Here is a 13888-nt window from a genome sequence, read left to right as displayed (position 1 = left end):
CCCGGGTCCCGCCCCGAGCCTGCGCGGGGTGGGGGGCAGGGGGTCTTACGCCATGTGCGGGTAGCGGTGGTCGGTGGGCGGCACGAAGGTCTCCTTGATCACCCGCGTGCTGGTCCAGCGCAGCAGGTTCTGCGCCGACCCGGCCTTGTCGTTGGTGCCCGAGGCGCGCCCGCCACCGAACGGCTGGTTGCCCACGACCGCGCCGGTGGGCTTGTCGTTGACGTAGAAGTTGCCGGCGGCGTGCCGCAGGACGCGCTGGGCGTGCGCGATCGCCGCCCGGTCCTGGGCGACGATCGAGCCGGTCAGCGCGTAGGGCGCGGCCGACTCCATCTGGGTCAGCACCGCGTCGTAGTCGGCGTCGTCGTACACGTGCAGCGCCAGGACCGGCCCGAAGTACTCGGTGGAGAACATCTCGTGGCCCGGGTCGCTGCCCTCGACGATGGTGGGGCGCACGAAGAAGCCCTCCCGGTCGTCCGCGGTCCCGCCGGCCAGGACGGTGAGGGCGTCGTCGGCCTTCGCCGCCTCCAGGACGCCGGCGAGCTTGGCGAACGCCCGCCGGTCGATGACGGCGCCCAGGAAGTTGCGGAAGTCGGTGACGTCGCCCATCGGCAGGGCCTCGGTGGCCCCGATCAGGTCCTCGCGCAGCCGCGCCCAGACGCTGCGCGGCACGTAGGCCCGGGACGCCGCGGAGCACTTCTGCCCCTGGTACTCGAAGGCACCGCGGATGAGGGCGGTGCGCAGCACGTCGACGTCGGCCGACGGGTGCGCGACGACGAAGTCCTTGCCGCCGGTCTCCCCCACGACCCGCGGGTAGGACCGGTAGCCGGCGATGTTGTGCCCGACGGTCCGCCACAGGTGCTGGAAGGTCGCGGTCGACCCGGTGAAGTGGATCCCGGCGAGGTCCCGGTCGGCCAGGACGACGTCGGAGACCGCGCGGCCGTCGCCGGTCACCATCGTGATCACCCCGGGCGGCAGGCCGGCCGCCGCGAGCAGCTGCACCAGGAAGTGCGCGGCGAACTGCTGGGTCGGCGCCGGCTTCCAGACGACGGTGTTGCCCATCAGCGCCGGGGCGGTGGGCAGGTTCCCGGCGATCGCGGTGAAGTTGAACGGTGTGACCGCGTAGACGAACCCCTCGAGCGGGCGGTGGTCGGTCCGGTTCCACACCCCGGGGGCCGACTCCGGCTGCTCGGCCAGGAGCGCCCGCGCGAAGTGCACGTTGTACCGCCAGAAGTCGATCAGCTCGCAGGCGCTGTCGATCTCGGCCTGGTAGGCGGTCTTGCTCTGCCCGAGCATCGTCGCGGCGTTCAGCGTCTGCCGCCACGGCCCGGCCAGCAGCTCCGCGGCCCGGAGGAACACCGCGGCCCGGTCGTCGAAGGACAGCGCCTGCCACCCGGGGGCCGCCTCCCGGGCGCAACGCACCGCCTCCTCGGCGTCGGCGTGCGTGGCGTGCGCCGACGTTCCCAGGACGGCGCTGTGCCGGTGCGGCTGGACGACGTCGAAGCGCTCCCCGCTGCCGAGGCGGTGCTTCTCCCCCAGGCTCATGGTCAGCTCGACCGGCTCGGCGGCCAGCGCGGCGAGCCGGTCCTGCAGGGCCGCCCGCTCCGGCGACCCGGGGGCGTAGCCGAGCACGGGCTCGTTGCGCGGGGGCGGGACCCGGGTGGCGCCGTCCATGACGACCTCCTGTTCGGGACGTGCCGGTTCAGGACGTACCGGCGAGGGAGCGGAGGAAGAAGCGCAGGTTCGCCGGCCGCTCGGCCAGCCGGCGCATGAAGTAGCCGTACCAGTCGACCCCGTAGGGCACGTACGCCCGGACCGCGCAGCCGGCCGCGGCCAGCCGGCGCTGCTCGGCCGGCCGGATGCCGTAGAGCATCTGGATCTCCCAGCTGGCCGGCGCCCGGCCGGTCTCCCGCGCGAGCCGCTGCGCGATGTCGATCAGCCGCGGGTCGTGGGTGCCGACCATGGGGTAGCCGGGCCCGGTCATGAGCACGCCGAGGCAGCGGGCGTAGGCGGCATCCACCTCGCGGCGGCCCTGCCAGGCCACCGCCGGCGGCTCGTCGTAGGCGCCCTTGACCAGGCGCACCCGCGACCCGGGGACGGCGAGGGCCCGCGCGTCGGCCTGGCTCCGGCGCAGCGCCGACTGCAGGACCGCCCCGGTGTCGGGGTGGTGGCGGCGCAGCTCGGCCAGGACGGCGAGGGTGGAGCCGACGGTGCGCGACTGCTCCATGTCGAGGGTGACCGTGGTGCCGATCGCGGTCGCCGCCTCGACGACCGGGCGGACCAGCTCCAGCGCCAGCTCGGTGCCGCCGGGCAGGTCCTGGCCGAACGCCGACAGCTTGACCGACACCTCTGCCGCGCGGCCCAGCCGCAGCGCCGCGAGGGCGTCGAGCAGCGCCAGGACGGCGTCCCGGGAGCGTTTGGCCTCCGCGCGGTCGGTGACCCCCTCGCCCAGGTGGTCCAGGGTCACCGCGATGCCCTCGCCGGTGAGCCGGCGGACGACGGCGAGAGCGTCGTCGATCGACTCGCCGGCGACGAACCGGTCGACCACCCGGCGCGTGGCCGGGACGCCGGTGACCAGCCGGCGCAGCGCCGGGCGGCGGGCGGCGGCCAGCAGCAGTGCCTTCTGCGAGAGCATGCGCCACCTCCGGCCGCCGACGCTGTTCCCTGCACGCTAGGCAGCGCGGGGCGGGCGGGCCAGGGCGGCGGACGCGGTGCCCCGGCAGCGGGCTCCGGGCGCTGGCCGAGTGGGGCGCGCCGGTCAGTTCTCCGGCGGGGCGGCGAAGCGGGCGCTGAGCCCGTCCCCCTGGTCCCCGCCCTGCCCGGGCAGCGGGGCCTCGTCCTCGGCTGCCTGCGCCATGGCTTCGGCCTCGGCCTCCTCGTCGTCACTGCCCGGGCCGTTGCGCTTCAGCTCGGCGAGCAGGCGCATCTCGTCGGGGGTCAGGTCCCCGCGGGCGAGGTGCTCCCCGGGCTCACCGGCGTCGGCGCCGGTGTACATCGCGGTATCGGGGTGTTCATCGTCGGGGCCGGTCATGACGCTCCTCCAGAGATGCGCCGGTCAGCGGGGGAAGTTCGGCTCCAGCCGCGGCACGATCTGCATCTCCGGCACGAAGCTCGACGGGGGTAGCGTCACCAGCGTCCGGACCATCTCCGCGACGGCGGACGGCGGCATCATCAGGTGCGCCGGGATTCCCCACTGCTCCATCATCGGCGTGTCCATCGCGGCCGGGATGACCGCCTGCACGCGGCACGGGAACGGCCGCTCGGTGCCGTCCGGCTGCTGGACGGCCTTCTCCCGCAGTTCCCGCTGGATGCACCGGGTGGCGTTGAGGAAGCCGGCCTTGGAGCCGTTGTAGGCGATCGCCCCGCTGCCGGAGGTGATCGCCGACAGCGACACGACGTGCACGACGTCGGCAGTGCGCCCCTCGGGCAGGTGCTGGACCCGCTTCATGAACTCGCTGGTCAGGAAGATCGGGCCCTCGCAGTTGACCGCCTGCACGCGCTGGTAGTCGGCCAGGTCGATGTCGGTGATGTAGCCGGGGCGGTCGATGCCGGCCACGTTGACGAGGATGTCGAAGGCATCGCCGTGGGCGTCGAACAGCTGCTGGACGACCCGCCGCCGGCCGGCGTCGTCGGTGACGTCGAGCGGGACGACGTCGGCCGAGCCGCCGGCGTCGGCCACCAGCTTGGCCGTCGCCTCGCTGCCGGCCGCGTCGATGTCGGCGACGGCCACGTGCGCGCCGGCCTGCGCCAGCGCCAGGCAGGTGGCCCGCCCCAGGCCGCTGGCGCCCCCGGTGACGAGGGCGACCCGCCCCTGCAACGACCCGCTGTCGACCATCCGCTCCTCCATCCGGAGATCCCCTCCGTCGCCGCTCAGCCTCGTCGAAGACCGGGCGCGCCGCAGGTCGGGCGGCCTCAGGAGACGGCGGCGCGACCGGCCACCGCGTCGCCGCGCAGCAGGCCCGGCCGGGCCCAGACGTCGGCCAGGGTGACCGTCTTCAGCCCGCGGTCGGCGATCAGGGCCAGCAGCTCGTCGTACACGGTGGTGACCGTCCGGTGGTTGGCGTGCCCGACGACGATGGCCTGCGCAGTGAACCACTCGCGGGCCGCGGCGAGGAGCTGGTCGCCGGTGATCACCCGGTGGTCGGAGAGGGTGCCGTTCCACATGACCACCGTGGGGTGCCCCTGCTCGGCGCAGATCCGGTCGGTGCGCTCGTTGCGGGCCCCGAAGGGTGGCCGGAAGAAGGGGCTGTCCCGGACGCCGAAGGTGCTGGCCAGGAAGTCGCGGTTGCGGCCGATCTCCTCCGCCAGCTCGTCGTCGCCCAGCATCGTGATGTCGGGGTGGGACCAGGTGTGGTTGCCCATCGCGACCTGCCCGGAGTCGATCAGCGGCTGCAGCAGGTCGCCGTTCTCCTCCCAGGAGCGGTAGCGGCCGTTGGGGAAGAAGGTGAGCCGGACCCCGGTGTCGGCGGCCAGGGTGCAGAACGCTTCCACCACCTCGGAGCTGGTGCCGTCGTCGACGGTCAGCGCGAGCGAGGTGCCCTCGCCCGGCAGCCGGTCGACCACGCCGACGGGTGGTTCGAGCGCCGGGGTCACCGGCTCGGTGGCCGACGCGGGGACGGCGGTGGGAAGGGGGGCCTGCTCCGCGACGACCAGGCCGGCGGTGCCGCGGCTCACGGCCGCCCCCGCCAGGCCCGCCGCGAGGAAGAGCAGGAACCGGCGGCGCTCCATGCGGCGGAAAGCTAGGGGGCGTGTCGGCGCGTCCCCCGGCAGCGACACCAAGCCCCCCGAGCGGCTGACACGTCGTGTGCCTTCCCGGCTACGGGGCGTGGTCCGGGGCTGGTCAGGCGGCGGGTGCCAGCCCCGCGGACTCGATGAGCCGGGCCTGCTCGCGGCACCACGGCGACCAGGCGTCGTCGCCCTCCGCCTCCTGCCGGCGCCGGAAGGACGCCCAGTCCAGCAGCTCCCACTCCCCGACCTCGCTCGGCTCGGGGGCCGGCGTGCCGGTGAAGCGCCCCAGGTAGACCGGGCAGACCTCGTTCTCCACCACGCCGCGGAACTGGGCCCGGTAGCGGTAGCCGGGCAGCGCCGGCCGGAGGTCGCGCACCTGCAGGCCGAGCTCGAAGGCGGCGCGCCGAGCGATCGCGGCGGCGTCGTCCTCGCCCGGGCCGGGATGGCCGCAGACGGTGTTGGTCCACATGCCGGGGAAGGTCTGCTTGCCCGCGGCGCGGCGGGTGACCAGCAGCCGGCCGGCGTCGTCGAAGAGGTAGGCCGAGAAGGCCCGGTGCAGCGGCGTCTCGCCGTGGTGCACCAGCGGCTTGGGCATCGTGCCGATCGCCGTCCCGTCCTCGTCGACCAGGACGATGAGCTCCTCCGAGGTGGCCGTCACTCCCCCATCGTCCCGGATCCCGTTCCTCCGCTCCGGACCGGCGTGCGACCGACTGGCGACCGACTGGCGTGGCCCCGTTCCCGCAGGCAGGGTCACGGGGTGGACAGCTTCCGGCGCGACGGCATGGTGTTCGACGTCCGGGACGGCGGGCCGCCCGAGGGCGAGCCCGTGGTGCTGCTGCACGGCTTCCCGCAGGATTCGACCGCGTGGACGGCGGTGGAGTCCCGGCTGCACACCGCGGGGATGCGCACCCTCGCTCCCGACCAGCGCGGCTACTCCCCCGGCGCCCGGCCGACCGGGCGGTCCTCCTACCGGCTGCGCGAGCTCACCGGCGACGTGCTGGCGCTGCTGGACGAGGCCGGGCTGGACCGCGCCCACGTCGTCGGGCACGACTGGGGCGGGATCGTGGCGTGGGCGCTGGCCGCCCGGCACCCGGATCGGGTGCGCACGCTGACCGTGCTGTCGGTGCCGCACCCGGCGGCGATGGCGCAATCGATGGTGACCAGCGACCAGGCGCTGCGCTCGTACTACATGGCGCTGTTCCAGGCGCCGTTCCTGCCCGAGCGGCTGCTGCTGGCGGCGGGCGGCGAGCCGCTGCGCCGCGCCCTGCGGCGCGGGGGGCTGCCGAGCGTCGCCTGCGACCGGTACGTGGCCCGGATGCGGGAGCCGGGCGCGCTGACGGCGGCGCTGGCCTGGTACCGCGCCCTGCCGTGGGACGCCCGCGACCGGGTCGGGACGGTGCAGGTGCCGACGCTGCACCTGTGGAGCACCGGCGACACCTTCCTCGGCCGGGCCGCGACCGAGTCGACACGTCGATTCGTCGCCGGGCCCTACCGGCTGGAGGTGCTCGAGGGCGTGAGCCACTGGATCCCCGAGCTCGCCCCCGAGCGGACCGCCGAGCTGGTCACCGAGCACGTCCGCAGCTGACCGGAGTGCATTCGTGCGGGTCACGGGCACGAATCCACTCCGCTCACGCCGGATCTCCCGCATGACCGGCCGGTCGCCCGGGCACTCCCCCGGTGCCAACCCCACGACGAGCACGGGAGCCCTCCATGCCGACCTCCAACCGCTGGCGCGCCACCCTCGCCGGCGTCGCCCTCGCCGCCTTCCCCCTCACCACCGCCGCCTGCGGTGAGGACGTCGTGGACGACGGCGTGCAGCAGGAGGTGGAGCAGGGGGTCGAGGACGCCGAGCAGAACGTCGAGGACGGTGTCGACGAGCTCGAGCAGGAGGTCGACGGCGAGCACGGGGACGGCTGAGCGCGCCCGGCGCACCGTGGCCTGCGGCCACCCCGACGCGATGGGGCTGCGCCGACCGTCCGGGAGGTGACGGACGCGCTCCCCGCGCGGTGATCGCGGGGTGAACCGGCGGCCCCGCGGGTAGCGGCCCGGAATGGCTGAACCGTCGCGGACCCAGCTCCAGGGCCGGACCATCGCCGTCACCGGCGCCAGCGGCAACCTGGGGACGGCGCTGCTGCGCCGGCTCACCGCACCGGACACCGGGGTGGCCGAGGTGCGCGGGCTGTCCCGGCGGCAGCCGCCGGACCTCCCGCCCTACGACCGGGTGCGCTGGCACCGGGCCGACCTCGGCGAGGCCGACAGCGAGCGGGTGCTGCCCGGCTTCCTGGAGGGCGCCGACGCCGTCGTCCACCTGGCCTGGGCACTGCAGCCGGGACGGCAGCGGGAGCGCCTGCACCGGGTGAACGTGGGGGGCACCCGGCGGGTGGCCCGGGCGGCGGCCGCCGCGGGGGTGACGCAGTTCGTGCACCTGTCGTCCCTGGGTGCCTACGCCCCCGGTGCCGCGGACCAGAAGGTGACCGAGGACTGGCCGCCGACCGGCGTCCCGACCTCCCAGTACAGCCAGGACAAGGTGCAGGCCGAGCGGGTCGTGCGCGAGGTCTTCGACGGCTCACCCGGCTCGACGCTGACCGTCGTCCGCCCGACCCTGGTGCTGCAGCCGGAGGCGAGCAGCGAGATCGGCCGCTACTTCCTCGGGCCGCTGCTGTTCGCCGCCGCCCGCCTGCTGCCGGGGGCGGTGGTCCGGGCGCTGCCGCTGCCGCTGCCGTCGGTCCACGTGCAGTTCGTGCACGCCGACAACGTCGCCGCCGCGCTCGAACGGATGCTGGACCGCCGGGCCCCGGGGCCGTTCAACCTGGCCGCCGAGCCGCTCCTGGACGCCGACGCGCTCGCCCGGGTGCTCGGCACCGTGCGGGTGCCGGTCCCGGCCGTGGTGCTGCGCACCGTGCTGGCCGCCGCCTTCACCGCCCGCCTGGTGCCCACCGAGCCGGGCTGGCTGGACCTCGGCCTGCAGGCGCCGGCGCTGGACACCTCCCGCGCCCGCAGGGTGCTGGACTGGGCGCCGGCCCACCGCGGCGACGAGGTGCTCGCCGAGTTCGTGGCCGCCCTCGGCCGCGGCGAGGGCGCACCGGGACCGCTGCTGCGCCCGGCCGGCGGGCCCGCGCGGGACCCGGGCGGCGAGCCGGCCACCCCCCCGGGGCCGGGGACGACCTAGCCGCGGGGCCGACGGGTGCGCCGCCCGGCTCGACCGTCGCCGCGTGGGTGCCGCCTGCGGCAGGCTCCGGCGCACCGGGCGGGGGCGGAACGACCAACAGCACTCCGCGATCGCGCGAGCACTTTCTGTTGTGGGCGCCGCCGTCCGGAACTACGGTCGGAACCCCCCCGCCCGACTCCCTCGGGGTGGTCAGCACCAACCGCCGGAGCAGCCGTGCCGCACCTGCAAGTCGCACTGGTCCCCGCCCCCGACCAAGTCGTCGTCCGGCTCACCGGCGACGCCGATCTCTCCACCGTCGCCCGCCTCAACCTCGCCCTGGAGCAGGCCGCGGGCCTGAGCTCCGGCCCCGTGGTCGTCGACGTGGCGGGAGCCCGGTTCTGGGACTGCTCGGGGCTGCACGCCCTCACCCTCTTCACCGCCACGCTCGCGCCGGCCGGCCGCCGCTGCCGGGTGGTCGGCGCACCCGCGGCCACCCGCCGGCTCGTGCGGACCGCGGGGCTGGCCGACCGGCTCGAGCTCGACGGCCCGCTGGGCGGCGAGGACCCGGTCCACCCGGTGCCCCCGGCGCGGCCGCCCGCCGCGGAGGCCGTCGTGGCGGCCGGCGCCGGCGCCCGGCGCTCGCCGGTCGCCACGCACCCGGTGCGACCCACCGAGGAGCGGCCGGTGCGGCGCTGCCTCCGGCTCCCCGACCTGCGCCGCTGGCGCTGAGCGGTGCCGACGGAGTCCATGCCCGCGGCCTGACGCCGGGAGGGCTCGCCTCGCGGCAGCTGGGCCCCAGCGAGCACGCTTGCCGACATGACCGGCAGCGCAGGAACGTCAGCAGGCCCGAGGGGCGAGATCGTCGTGCTGCGTCACGGGCAGACGGAGTGGAGCCGCAGCGGGCAGCACACCAGCGTGACCGACCTGCCGCTGCTCCCCGAGGGGGAGGAACAGGCCCGGATGCTGCGCGCGTCCCTCGGCAGTCGGCGGTTCGTCGAGGTGTGGGTCAGCCCCCGGCAACGGGCCCTTCGGACCGCCGAGCTGGCCGGCCTGACCCCCACGGCCATCGACGAGGACCTGGTGGAGATCGACTACGGCGGCTACGAGGGCCGCACCACCGCCGAGATCAGCGCCGACCTGGGCCGTGCGTGGTCGGTCTGGCGCGACGGCACGATTCCCGGCGAGACGCCGGGCGAGACCCTGGCGGCCGTGGCCGAGCGGGTGGACCGCGTGCTCGACCGGGCCCGCAAACGACTGACCGACGGCGATGTCCTCATCGTCGCCCACGGGCACGTGCTGCGGGTGCTCACCGCCCGCTGGCTGGGCCTCGCCCCGGAGGCCGGCGCGCTGTTCGCGCTGTCGGCGGGCAGCTACGGCGTGCTGGGATACGAGCACACGCGTCAGGCGCTCATCGGCTGGGGCCTGCACTGAGCCCGTCGGGCGCACTCCCCGGGATCATCGTGCGGCCGGCCGGCCGAGCAGCCAGCCCTGAGCGAGGTCGGCGCCCAGCGCGGTGACCTCGTCGGCCGCCTGCTCGCTCTCGACCCCCTCGGCCACGACCAGCGCGCCGAGCCGGTGGGCCAGCTCGACCACCGAGCGCACCATCGTGCGGGCCCCCTCGTCGGGCAGCCCCTGCACCAGCGCCTTGCCCAGCTTCACCACGTCGGGCCGGACGGCGGCCAGCAGGGAGCGGCTCGACCAGCCGGCCGCGACGTCGTCGAGCGCCACCCGCCAGCCGAGCGACCGGTAGTACTCGAGGACCGAGAGCAGGTGCCCGCGGTCGGTCACGGCGGAGACCTCACCGATCTCGATGACCAGCCGCGAGGGATCGATGCCGGCGTCCTCCAGGGCCCGCTCGGTGCTGGCCAGGCCCACCTGCGGGCGGGAGATCGAGGCCGGGTGGGAGTTGACGAACAGGTCGGCGTCGCCGAGCCAGGAGGCCGCCCCCGCGATCGCCGACTCCCGCCCGATCCGGTCCAGCCGGGGCAGCCAGCCGGCCGACTCGGCGACGAAGAAGAGATCGCTGCCGCCGACCTCCCGCCCGTCGACCAGCCCGCGCAGCAGTGCCTCGTGGGCGACGACGGCCCGGTCGGTCAGGCGGACGATGGGTTGGTAGGCCGACCACAGCTCGGCCTCGGCGAGGACGCCGATCTCCGCGGTCACGCCCCGCCGGGCCAGCTCCACGGAGAGGGTGGGCGCGGTGAGCAGCCGAGCGGCCAGCGCGGCCCACGCCTCCGGCGGGTCGGTGGCCACGCGGACCCCGTCGGCCTCCGCGGTGGTCAGCTCCCGCGCCAGGCGGTGGAACAGCCGCTCGATGCCGCGGCCGCCGTCCTCGTCGGTGAGATCGAGCAGGTCCGGCGCGGCGGACACGGCCAGGCCGAGCGCCCGCGCGGTCCGGGCCACCTCCGCGAGCAGGCGGCCGTCGGAGGTCGCCATCAGGACGCGGGTGGCGCGGGCGGGGACGTGCCAGTACTCCCGGCGCCGGGCCGGTCCGAGGGTGCTCACCACGCCCAGCAGGATGACCGAGGCACCCGTCTCCCGCCGACAGGCGCGCGCGGGGACCTGGAGCTGCGGAACCCGATCGGACATATACACGTTCGAGGGGTGTCGGGCGTCGTCAACTTGAATGTCTAAGGTCACCCCATGGTCGCCATGCACGCCGCTGAACCACCGCGCTCCGCCCGCGGCGGCCGCCCTCGCGATCCCAGCCGGGACGACGTGATCCGGGCCGCGATCCTGCGCCTGCTCGCCGAGGTGGGCTACGGGGCGCTGACCATGGACGCCGTCGCCGCCGAGGCGGGGGTCGGCAAGGCGACGATCTACCGGCGCTGGCGCACCAAGCAGGACCTGGTGGTCGACACCATCTCCGACCTCAACCGGGCCATCGCCGTGCCCGCGGACACCGGCTTCCTCGAGGGTGACCTCCGCGCGATGATGCACCTGGTCGCCGAGGTCACCGGGGGCCCCGCCGGAGCGGCGATCCGCTCGCTGCTGCCGGCCATGCAGTACCAGCCGGCACTGGTCGAGGCGTTCCAGAGCGGGCCGCTGGCCGTGTGGCGCTCGGCCTACGCAGCGATGTGGCGCCGGGCCGAGGAGCGCGGCGAGGTGCGTTCCGGCCTGGCCGGGTCGGTGGTCGCCGAGGCCACCAGCGCCCTGATCGTGCAGCGCTGGCTGCTCACCGGGGAGCCGGTGGACCGCCAGTACGTCGACCACGTGCTGGACGTCGTCGTCATGCCCCTGATCCGCAACGCGCGCCCCGCGGAGGCCTGACTCACCAGCCGAGCGCGCCCGGCTGGCCCTGGACGGGGCCGACGGCGGCCGGGGGGTAGTCCCAGACCGGCTCCTGGCCCGGGCCCACCGGGTCGGGTCGGGGGTGGCGCACGGTCGGCGTCAGTCCTTGCGGTGCCGGACCTTCTGGACGACGACCAGCGTGACCAGCAGGCCCAGCGCCCCGACGGTGGCCATGCCGGCCTGCGACTGCAGGAAGCGCTGGAAGGCCTCCTGCCCCTGCGTCTTCAGCCGGTTCGGGCTGGTCCGGGCCACCAGCTCGTCGAGCGTGGCCGCCAGCGACTCACGCGCGGCGTCGATCTCCAGCTGGATCTGTCGAGGGTCGCGAGGCACGGCGACAGCCTGCCAGACCGCGCCCTCTGCGGCGCGACCTGCGTCGATCGGGGCCACCCGCACGAGCGACTCCTAGACTCGGGGACCGCGCGGGAGTGGTGTAACGGCAGCCACGCCAGACTTAGGATCTGGTGCCTTCGGGCGTGGGGGTTCGACTCCCCCCTCCCGCACATTGCAGCCCTCTGGCCAGGGGGCTGCCCCGACTTCGGTCGACTCGTCGGATCGAGGTTGGCCGCGGCTGCGGTGCGGTGCAGACGCGGCCGTCCAGCCCGTCGTGCAGGCGCTCCGTCCTGACATCGGACGCCCCGCTCGGCCACTGAACCGGGGCGGACCCCGACCCCTCCGAGGGCGAGCAGCCGCGGGCTGCCGGTGTGCCGCGCCCGGCTGAACTGGTCAGCGCGCACGTGCGCGCGGCATGCTGGACGAGGAACGCCACGCCCTCCACTCCGAGTCCGGAGAGTGGACCTACCACTGGCAAGCACGTCAGGAGGAAAAGGCGATGAGCCTTTCCGTGCCGTCCACGTCTGGCACCGCTACCCGCCCGGACCCGTTCCGCGAGCTGGACGAGCTCTACGAACGCGTGAACCAACTCTGGCAGGCCATCGGTGCCGGCACGCCAGGTGCCGACCGCTGGATGCCGCTGGCCGACATCGAGGAGACCGACGACGCCTACGTCATCGAGCTGGAGTTGCCCGGCGTCAGCGACGACGACGTGGAGATCCAGATCGACGGCCGCGAACTCACCGTGTCCGGCGAGATCAAGGAGCGGGAACGGAAAGGGCTCCTGCGCCGGCGGACCCGCAGGGTCGGCGAGTTCTACTACTCGCTGACCCTGCCCGACGAGATCGACGAGGACAACATCAGCGCGCACCTCGACCGGGGCGTGCTCACCATCCGCGTGCCGAAGACCCAGCAGGGTCCGTCGCGGCGGGTGGCCATCGGCGGGTGACCGCCCCGACCCGGCCATCGGCCGGCGAGCGGCAGGAGTCGCTTCATGGAGTTCGCCACGGGCCGATGACCGGATCGCCGTCCTGGCTCGGGCGCGCCGGGCAGCTGCCGCGCATGGTCGTCGACGCCCTCCCGGCCCGGGTGGTCGGGCTGTTCCGGCAGGGCCGGACGGCCGGCGTGCGGACCGGGAAGACGGTGCTGGCCGCCGTCCTGGCGTACGCGGCGGCCGACTGGCTCGGGACCAGCGACGCCCCGGTGCTCGCGCCGCTGACCGCGCTGCTGGTCATCCAGCTGACCATGTACGAGACGTTCGCCATCGGCTGGGAACGGATCGTCAGCGTCGTGGCCGGTGTCCTGGTCGCCTACCTCTTCGCGCTGGTGACCGGGCTGACCTGGTGGAGCCTGGGTCTGGTCGTGGCGATCTCCCTGGTGGCGGGGAGGCTGCTGCGCCTGGGCGACCACCTGATGGAGGTGCCGATCAGCGCGATGCTCATCCTGGCCGTCGGGGGGAGCGGCACCGCGGCCCAGGGGCGGGTCGTGGAGACGCTGGTCGGGGCGGTCGTCGCCGTGCTGGTCAACCTGCTGATCGCACCACCGCTCTACGTGCAGCCCGCGAGCGAGGCGATCGCCGAACTGGCCGAGCGCATGGCCCGGTTCAGCAGGTCGATGGCCGAGGCCGTGTGCGGCGAGTGGTCGAGGGAGACGGCGTTGGCCCTGCTGGCCGAGGCACGGCGGCTCAGCGAGGAGGTGATCCGGGCCGACCGGATCCTGGCCCGGACCGAGGAGAGCGCCCGGCTCAACCCCCGCGGCCGCATCGCCCGGGAGGCGCGGCCACGGCTGCGGAGCACGCTGACGGCGCTCGAGCACGTCCAGGTGGTGCTGCGCGACCTCGCGCGCACGCTCCTGGACCGCACCTCCGTGCTTCCGGAGCCCGAGGCGGCGGCGGCCTACTCCCCCGAGGCCCGGACCGCACTGGCCCACGTGCTCGATGCCCTGGCCACCGCCCTCGAGGACACCGGTGCGGTGATCTGCCGGGGCGAGACCACCGAGGCCACGGCCAGCCGCATCCAGACGCACCTGGAGACGCTGGAGACCTGGCGCAACCGGCTGAGCGCGCTGCTGCTCGTCGACCCGCAGACCGACCCCGAGGCATGGGTGCAGCACGGTGCGCTCCTGAGCACCATCGACCGGCTGCGCGTGGAGCTCGAGGCGGCCCTCCGGCCGGCACTGGACCCCTGGCGCCCCGCGCCGCTGGCCGCCCGGCCGCGCCAGGCGGTGCGCCAGGCCCTCAGCACCGCGGCCCACCGGCCGGCCCGGCCGGCCCGGCCGGCGGTGGCCGGGCGACGGGCACGGCAGGCGGCGGCCCGGCTGCGCGGCCGGCGCGCCTACTGGGACCCGGAGTAGCCGCCGTTCATCCCCCAGCGCCCGGTCCGGTGCCGTCCGCCG

At 75.2% G+C, this 13888-nt stretch carries 16 protein-coding genes and 1 tRNA gene; 9 read left to right on the top strand and 8 right to left on the bottom strand.

What is annotated here, in order from left to right:
- Positions 1-45: 45 nt before the first annotated feature.
- From pruA to idi, 6 genes are all read right to left on the bottom strand, one after another.
- Positions 46-1671, bottom strand: a complete 1626-nt coding sequence (gene pruA, locus BMZ50_RS09870) for an L-glutamate gamma-semialdehyde dehydrogenase (protein ID WP_091323769.1) — start codon at positions 1669-1671, stop codon at positions 46-48.
- A gap of 28 nt (positions 1672-1699) precedes the next feature.
- Positions 1700-2632: a proline dehydrogenase family protein gene (locus tag BMZ50_RS09865; protein ID WP_091323767.1), complete on the bottom strand. Its 933-nt coding sequence runs from the start codon at positions 2630-2632 to the stop codon at positions 1700-1702.
- Positions 2633-2755: 123 nt separating this feature from the next.
- Positions 2756-3028: a hypothetical protein gene (locus BMZ50_RS09860; RefSeq protein ID WP_091323765.1), complete on the bottom strand. Its 273-nt coding sequence runs from the start codon at positions 3026-3028 to the stop codon at positions 2756-2758.
- 24 nt (positions 3029-3052) lie between these two features.
- Positions 3053-3844 carry an SDR family NAD(P)-dependent oxidoreductase gene (locus tag BMZ50_RS09855; protein WP_245753518.1) on the bottom strand — a complete coding sequence of 264 codons (792 nt, stop codon included), beginning with the start codon at positions 3842-3844 and terminating at the stop codon, positions 3053-3055.
- A 65-nt stretch (positions 3845-3909) separates the two neighbouring features.
- The gene (locus tag BMZ50_RS09850) at positions 3910-4725 is read right to left on the bottom strand and encodes a polysaccharide deacetylase family protein (protein WP_091323762.1); all 816 of its coding nucleotides are present in this window, start codon (positions 4723-4725) and stop codon (positions 3910-3912) included.
- A gap of 112 nt (positions 4726-4837) precedes the next feature.
- Entirely contained in the window at positions 4838-5383 is a 546-nt protein-coding gene (gene idi / locus BMZ50_RS09845) for an isopentenyl-diphosphate Delta-isomerase (RefSeq protein ID WP_091323760.1), read from the bottom strand.
- 99 nt (positions 5384-5482) lie between these two features.
- On the opposite strand from idi, the gene BMZ50_RS09840 reads away from it, so the two are divergent.
- The 5 genes from BMZ50_RS09840 to BMZ50_RS09820 all read left to right on the top strand — a co-directional run bounded on the left by BMZ50_RS09840 (position 5483) and on the right by BMZ50_RS09820 (position 9304).
- A complete protein-coding gene (locus BMZ50_RS09840; RefSeq protein ID WP_218146185.1) occupies positions 5483-6310 on the top strand; it encodes an alpha/beta fold hydrolase in 828 nt (275 codons plus the stop codon).
- A 125-nt stretch (positions 6311-6435) separates the two neighbouring features.
- On the top strand, positions 6436-6642 hold the full coding sequence (locus tag BMZ50_RS09835) for a hypothetical protein (protein ID WP_091323758.1): 207 nt from the start codon (positions 6436-6438) through the stop codon (positions 6640-6642).
- Positions 6643-6775: 133 nt separating this feature from the next.
- The gene (locus BMZ50_RS09830) at positions 6776-7894 is read left to right on the top strand and encodes an NAD-dependent epimerase/dehydratase family protein (protein ID WP_091323756.1); all 1119 of its coding nucleotides are present in this window, start codon (positions 6776-6778) and stop codon (positions 7892-7894) included.
- A 213-nt stretch (positions 7895-8107) separates the two neighbouring features.
- Complete coding sequence (locus tag BMZ50_RS09825; protein WP_177212735.1) at positions 8108-8602, top strand: STAS domain-containing protein; 495 nt, start codon at positions 8108-8110, stop codon at positions 8600-8602.
- A gap of 87 nt (positions 8603-8689) precedes the next feature.
- Positions 8690-9304 carry a histidine phosphatase family protein gene (locus tag BMZ50_RS09820; protein WP_091323752.1) on the top strand — a complete coding sequence of 205 codons (615 nt, stop codon included), beginning with the start codon at positions 8690-8692 and terminating at the stop codon, positions 9302-9304.
- Positions 9305-9328: 24 nt separating this feature from the next.
- Here the strand turns inward: BMZ50_RS09820 and BMZ50_RS09815 are convergent, their stop codons facing one another.
- Positions 9329-10381 (bottom strand): EAL domain-containing protein, encoded by a 1053-nt coding sequence (locus BMZ50_RS09815; protein ID WP_091324164.1) that lies wholly within the window; start codon positions 10379-10381, stop codon positions 9329-9331.
- A 135-nt stretch (positions 10382-10516) separates the two neighbouring features.
- Here BMZ50_RS09815 and BMZ50_RS09810 point away from each other — a divergent pair, with 135 nt between their 5' ends.
- Positions 10517-11143 carry a TetR/AcrR family transcriptional regulator gene (locus BMZ50_RS09810; RefSeq protein ID WP_091323750.1) on the top strand — a complete coding sequence of 209 codons (627 nt, stop codon included), beginning with the start codon at positions 10517-10519 and terminating at the stop codon, positions 11141-11143.
- A 120-nt stretch (positions 11144-11263) separates the two neighbouring features.
- On the opposite strand, the gene BMZ50_RS09805 is transcribed toward BMZ50_RS09810, so the two are convergent.
- Positions 11264-11494 (bottom strand): DUF3618 domain-containing protein, encoded by a 231-nt coding sequence (locus BMZ50_RS09805; RefSeq protein ID WP_091324161.1) that lies wholly within the window; start codon positions 11492-11494, stop codon positions 11264-11266.
- An 89-nt stretch (positions 11495-11583) separates the two neighbouring features.
- On the opposite strand from BMZ50_RS09805, the gene BMZ50_RS09800 reads away from it, so the two are divergent.
- From BMZ50_RS09800 to BMZ50_RS09790, 3 genes are all read left to right on the top strand, one after another.
- A tRNA-Leu gene (locus tag BMZ50_RS09800) sits at positions 11584-11664 on the top strand.
- Between the two features lie 245 nt (positions 11665-11909).
- A complete protein-coding gene (locus BMZ50_RS09795) occupies positions 11910-12443 on the top strand; it encodes an Hsp20/alpha crystallin family protein (RefSeq protein ID WP_245753517.1) in 534 nt (177 codons plus the stop codon).
- A 65-nt stretch (positions 12444-12508) separates the two neighbouring features.
- Positions 12509-13846, top strand: coding sequence for an FUSC family protein (locus BMZ50_RS09790; protein ID WP_091323746.1), 1338 nt, complete (start codon positions 12509-12511; stop codon positions 13844-13846).
- Positions 13847-13888: the final 42 nt, after the last annotated feature.

The organism is Geodermatophilus ruber, from assembly GCF_900114385.1.
Classification (GTDB): Bacteria; Actinomycetota; Actinomycetes; order Mycobacteriales; family Geodermatophilaceae; genus Geodermatophilus; species Geodermatophilus ruber.
This window is presented reverse-complemented; position numbering and strand designations above follow the sequence as displayed.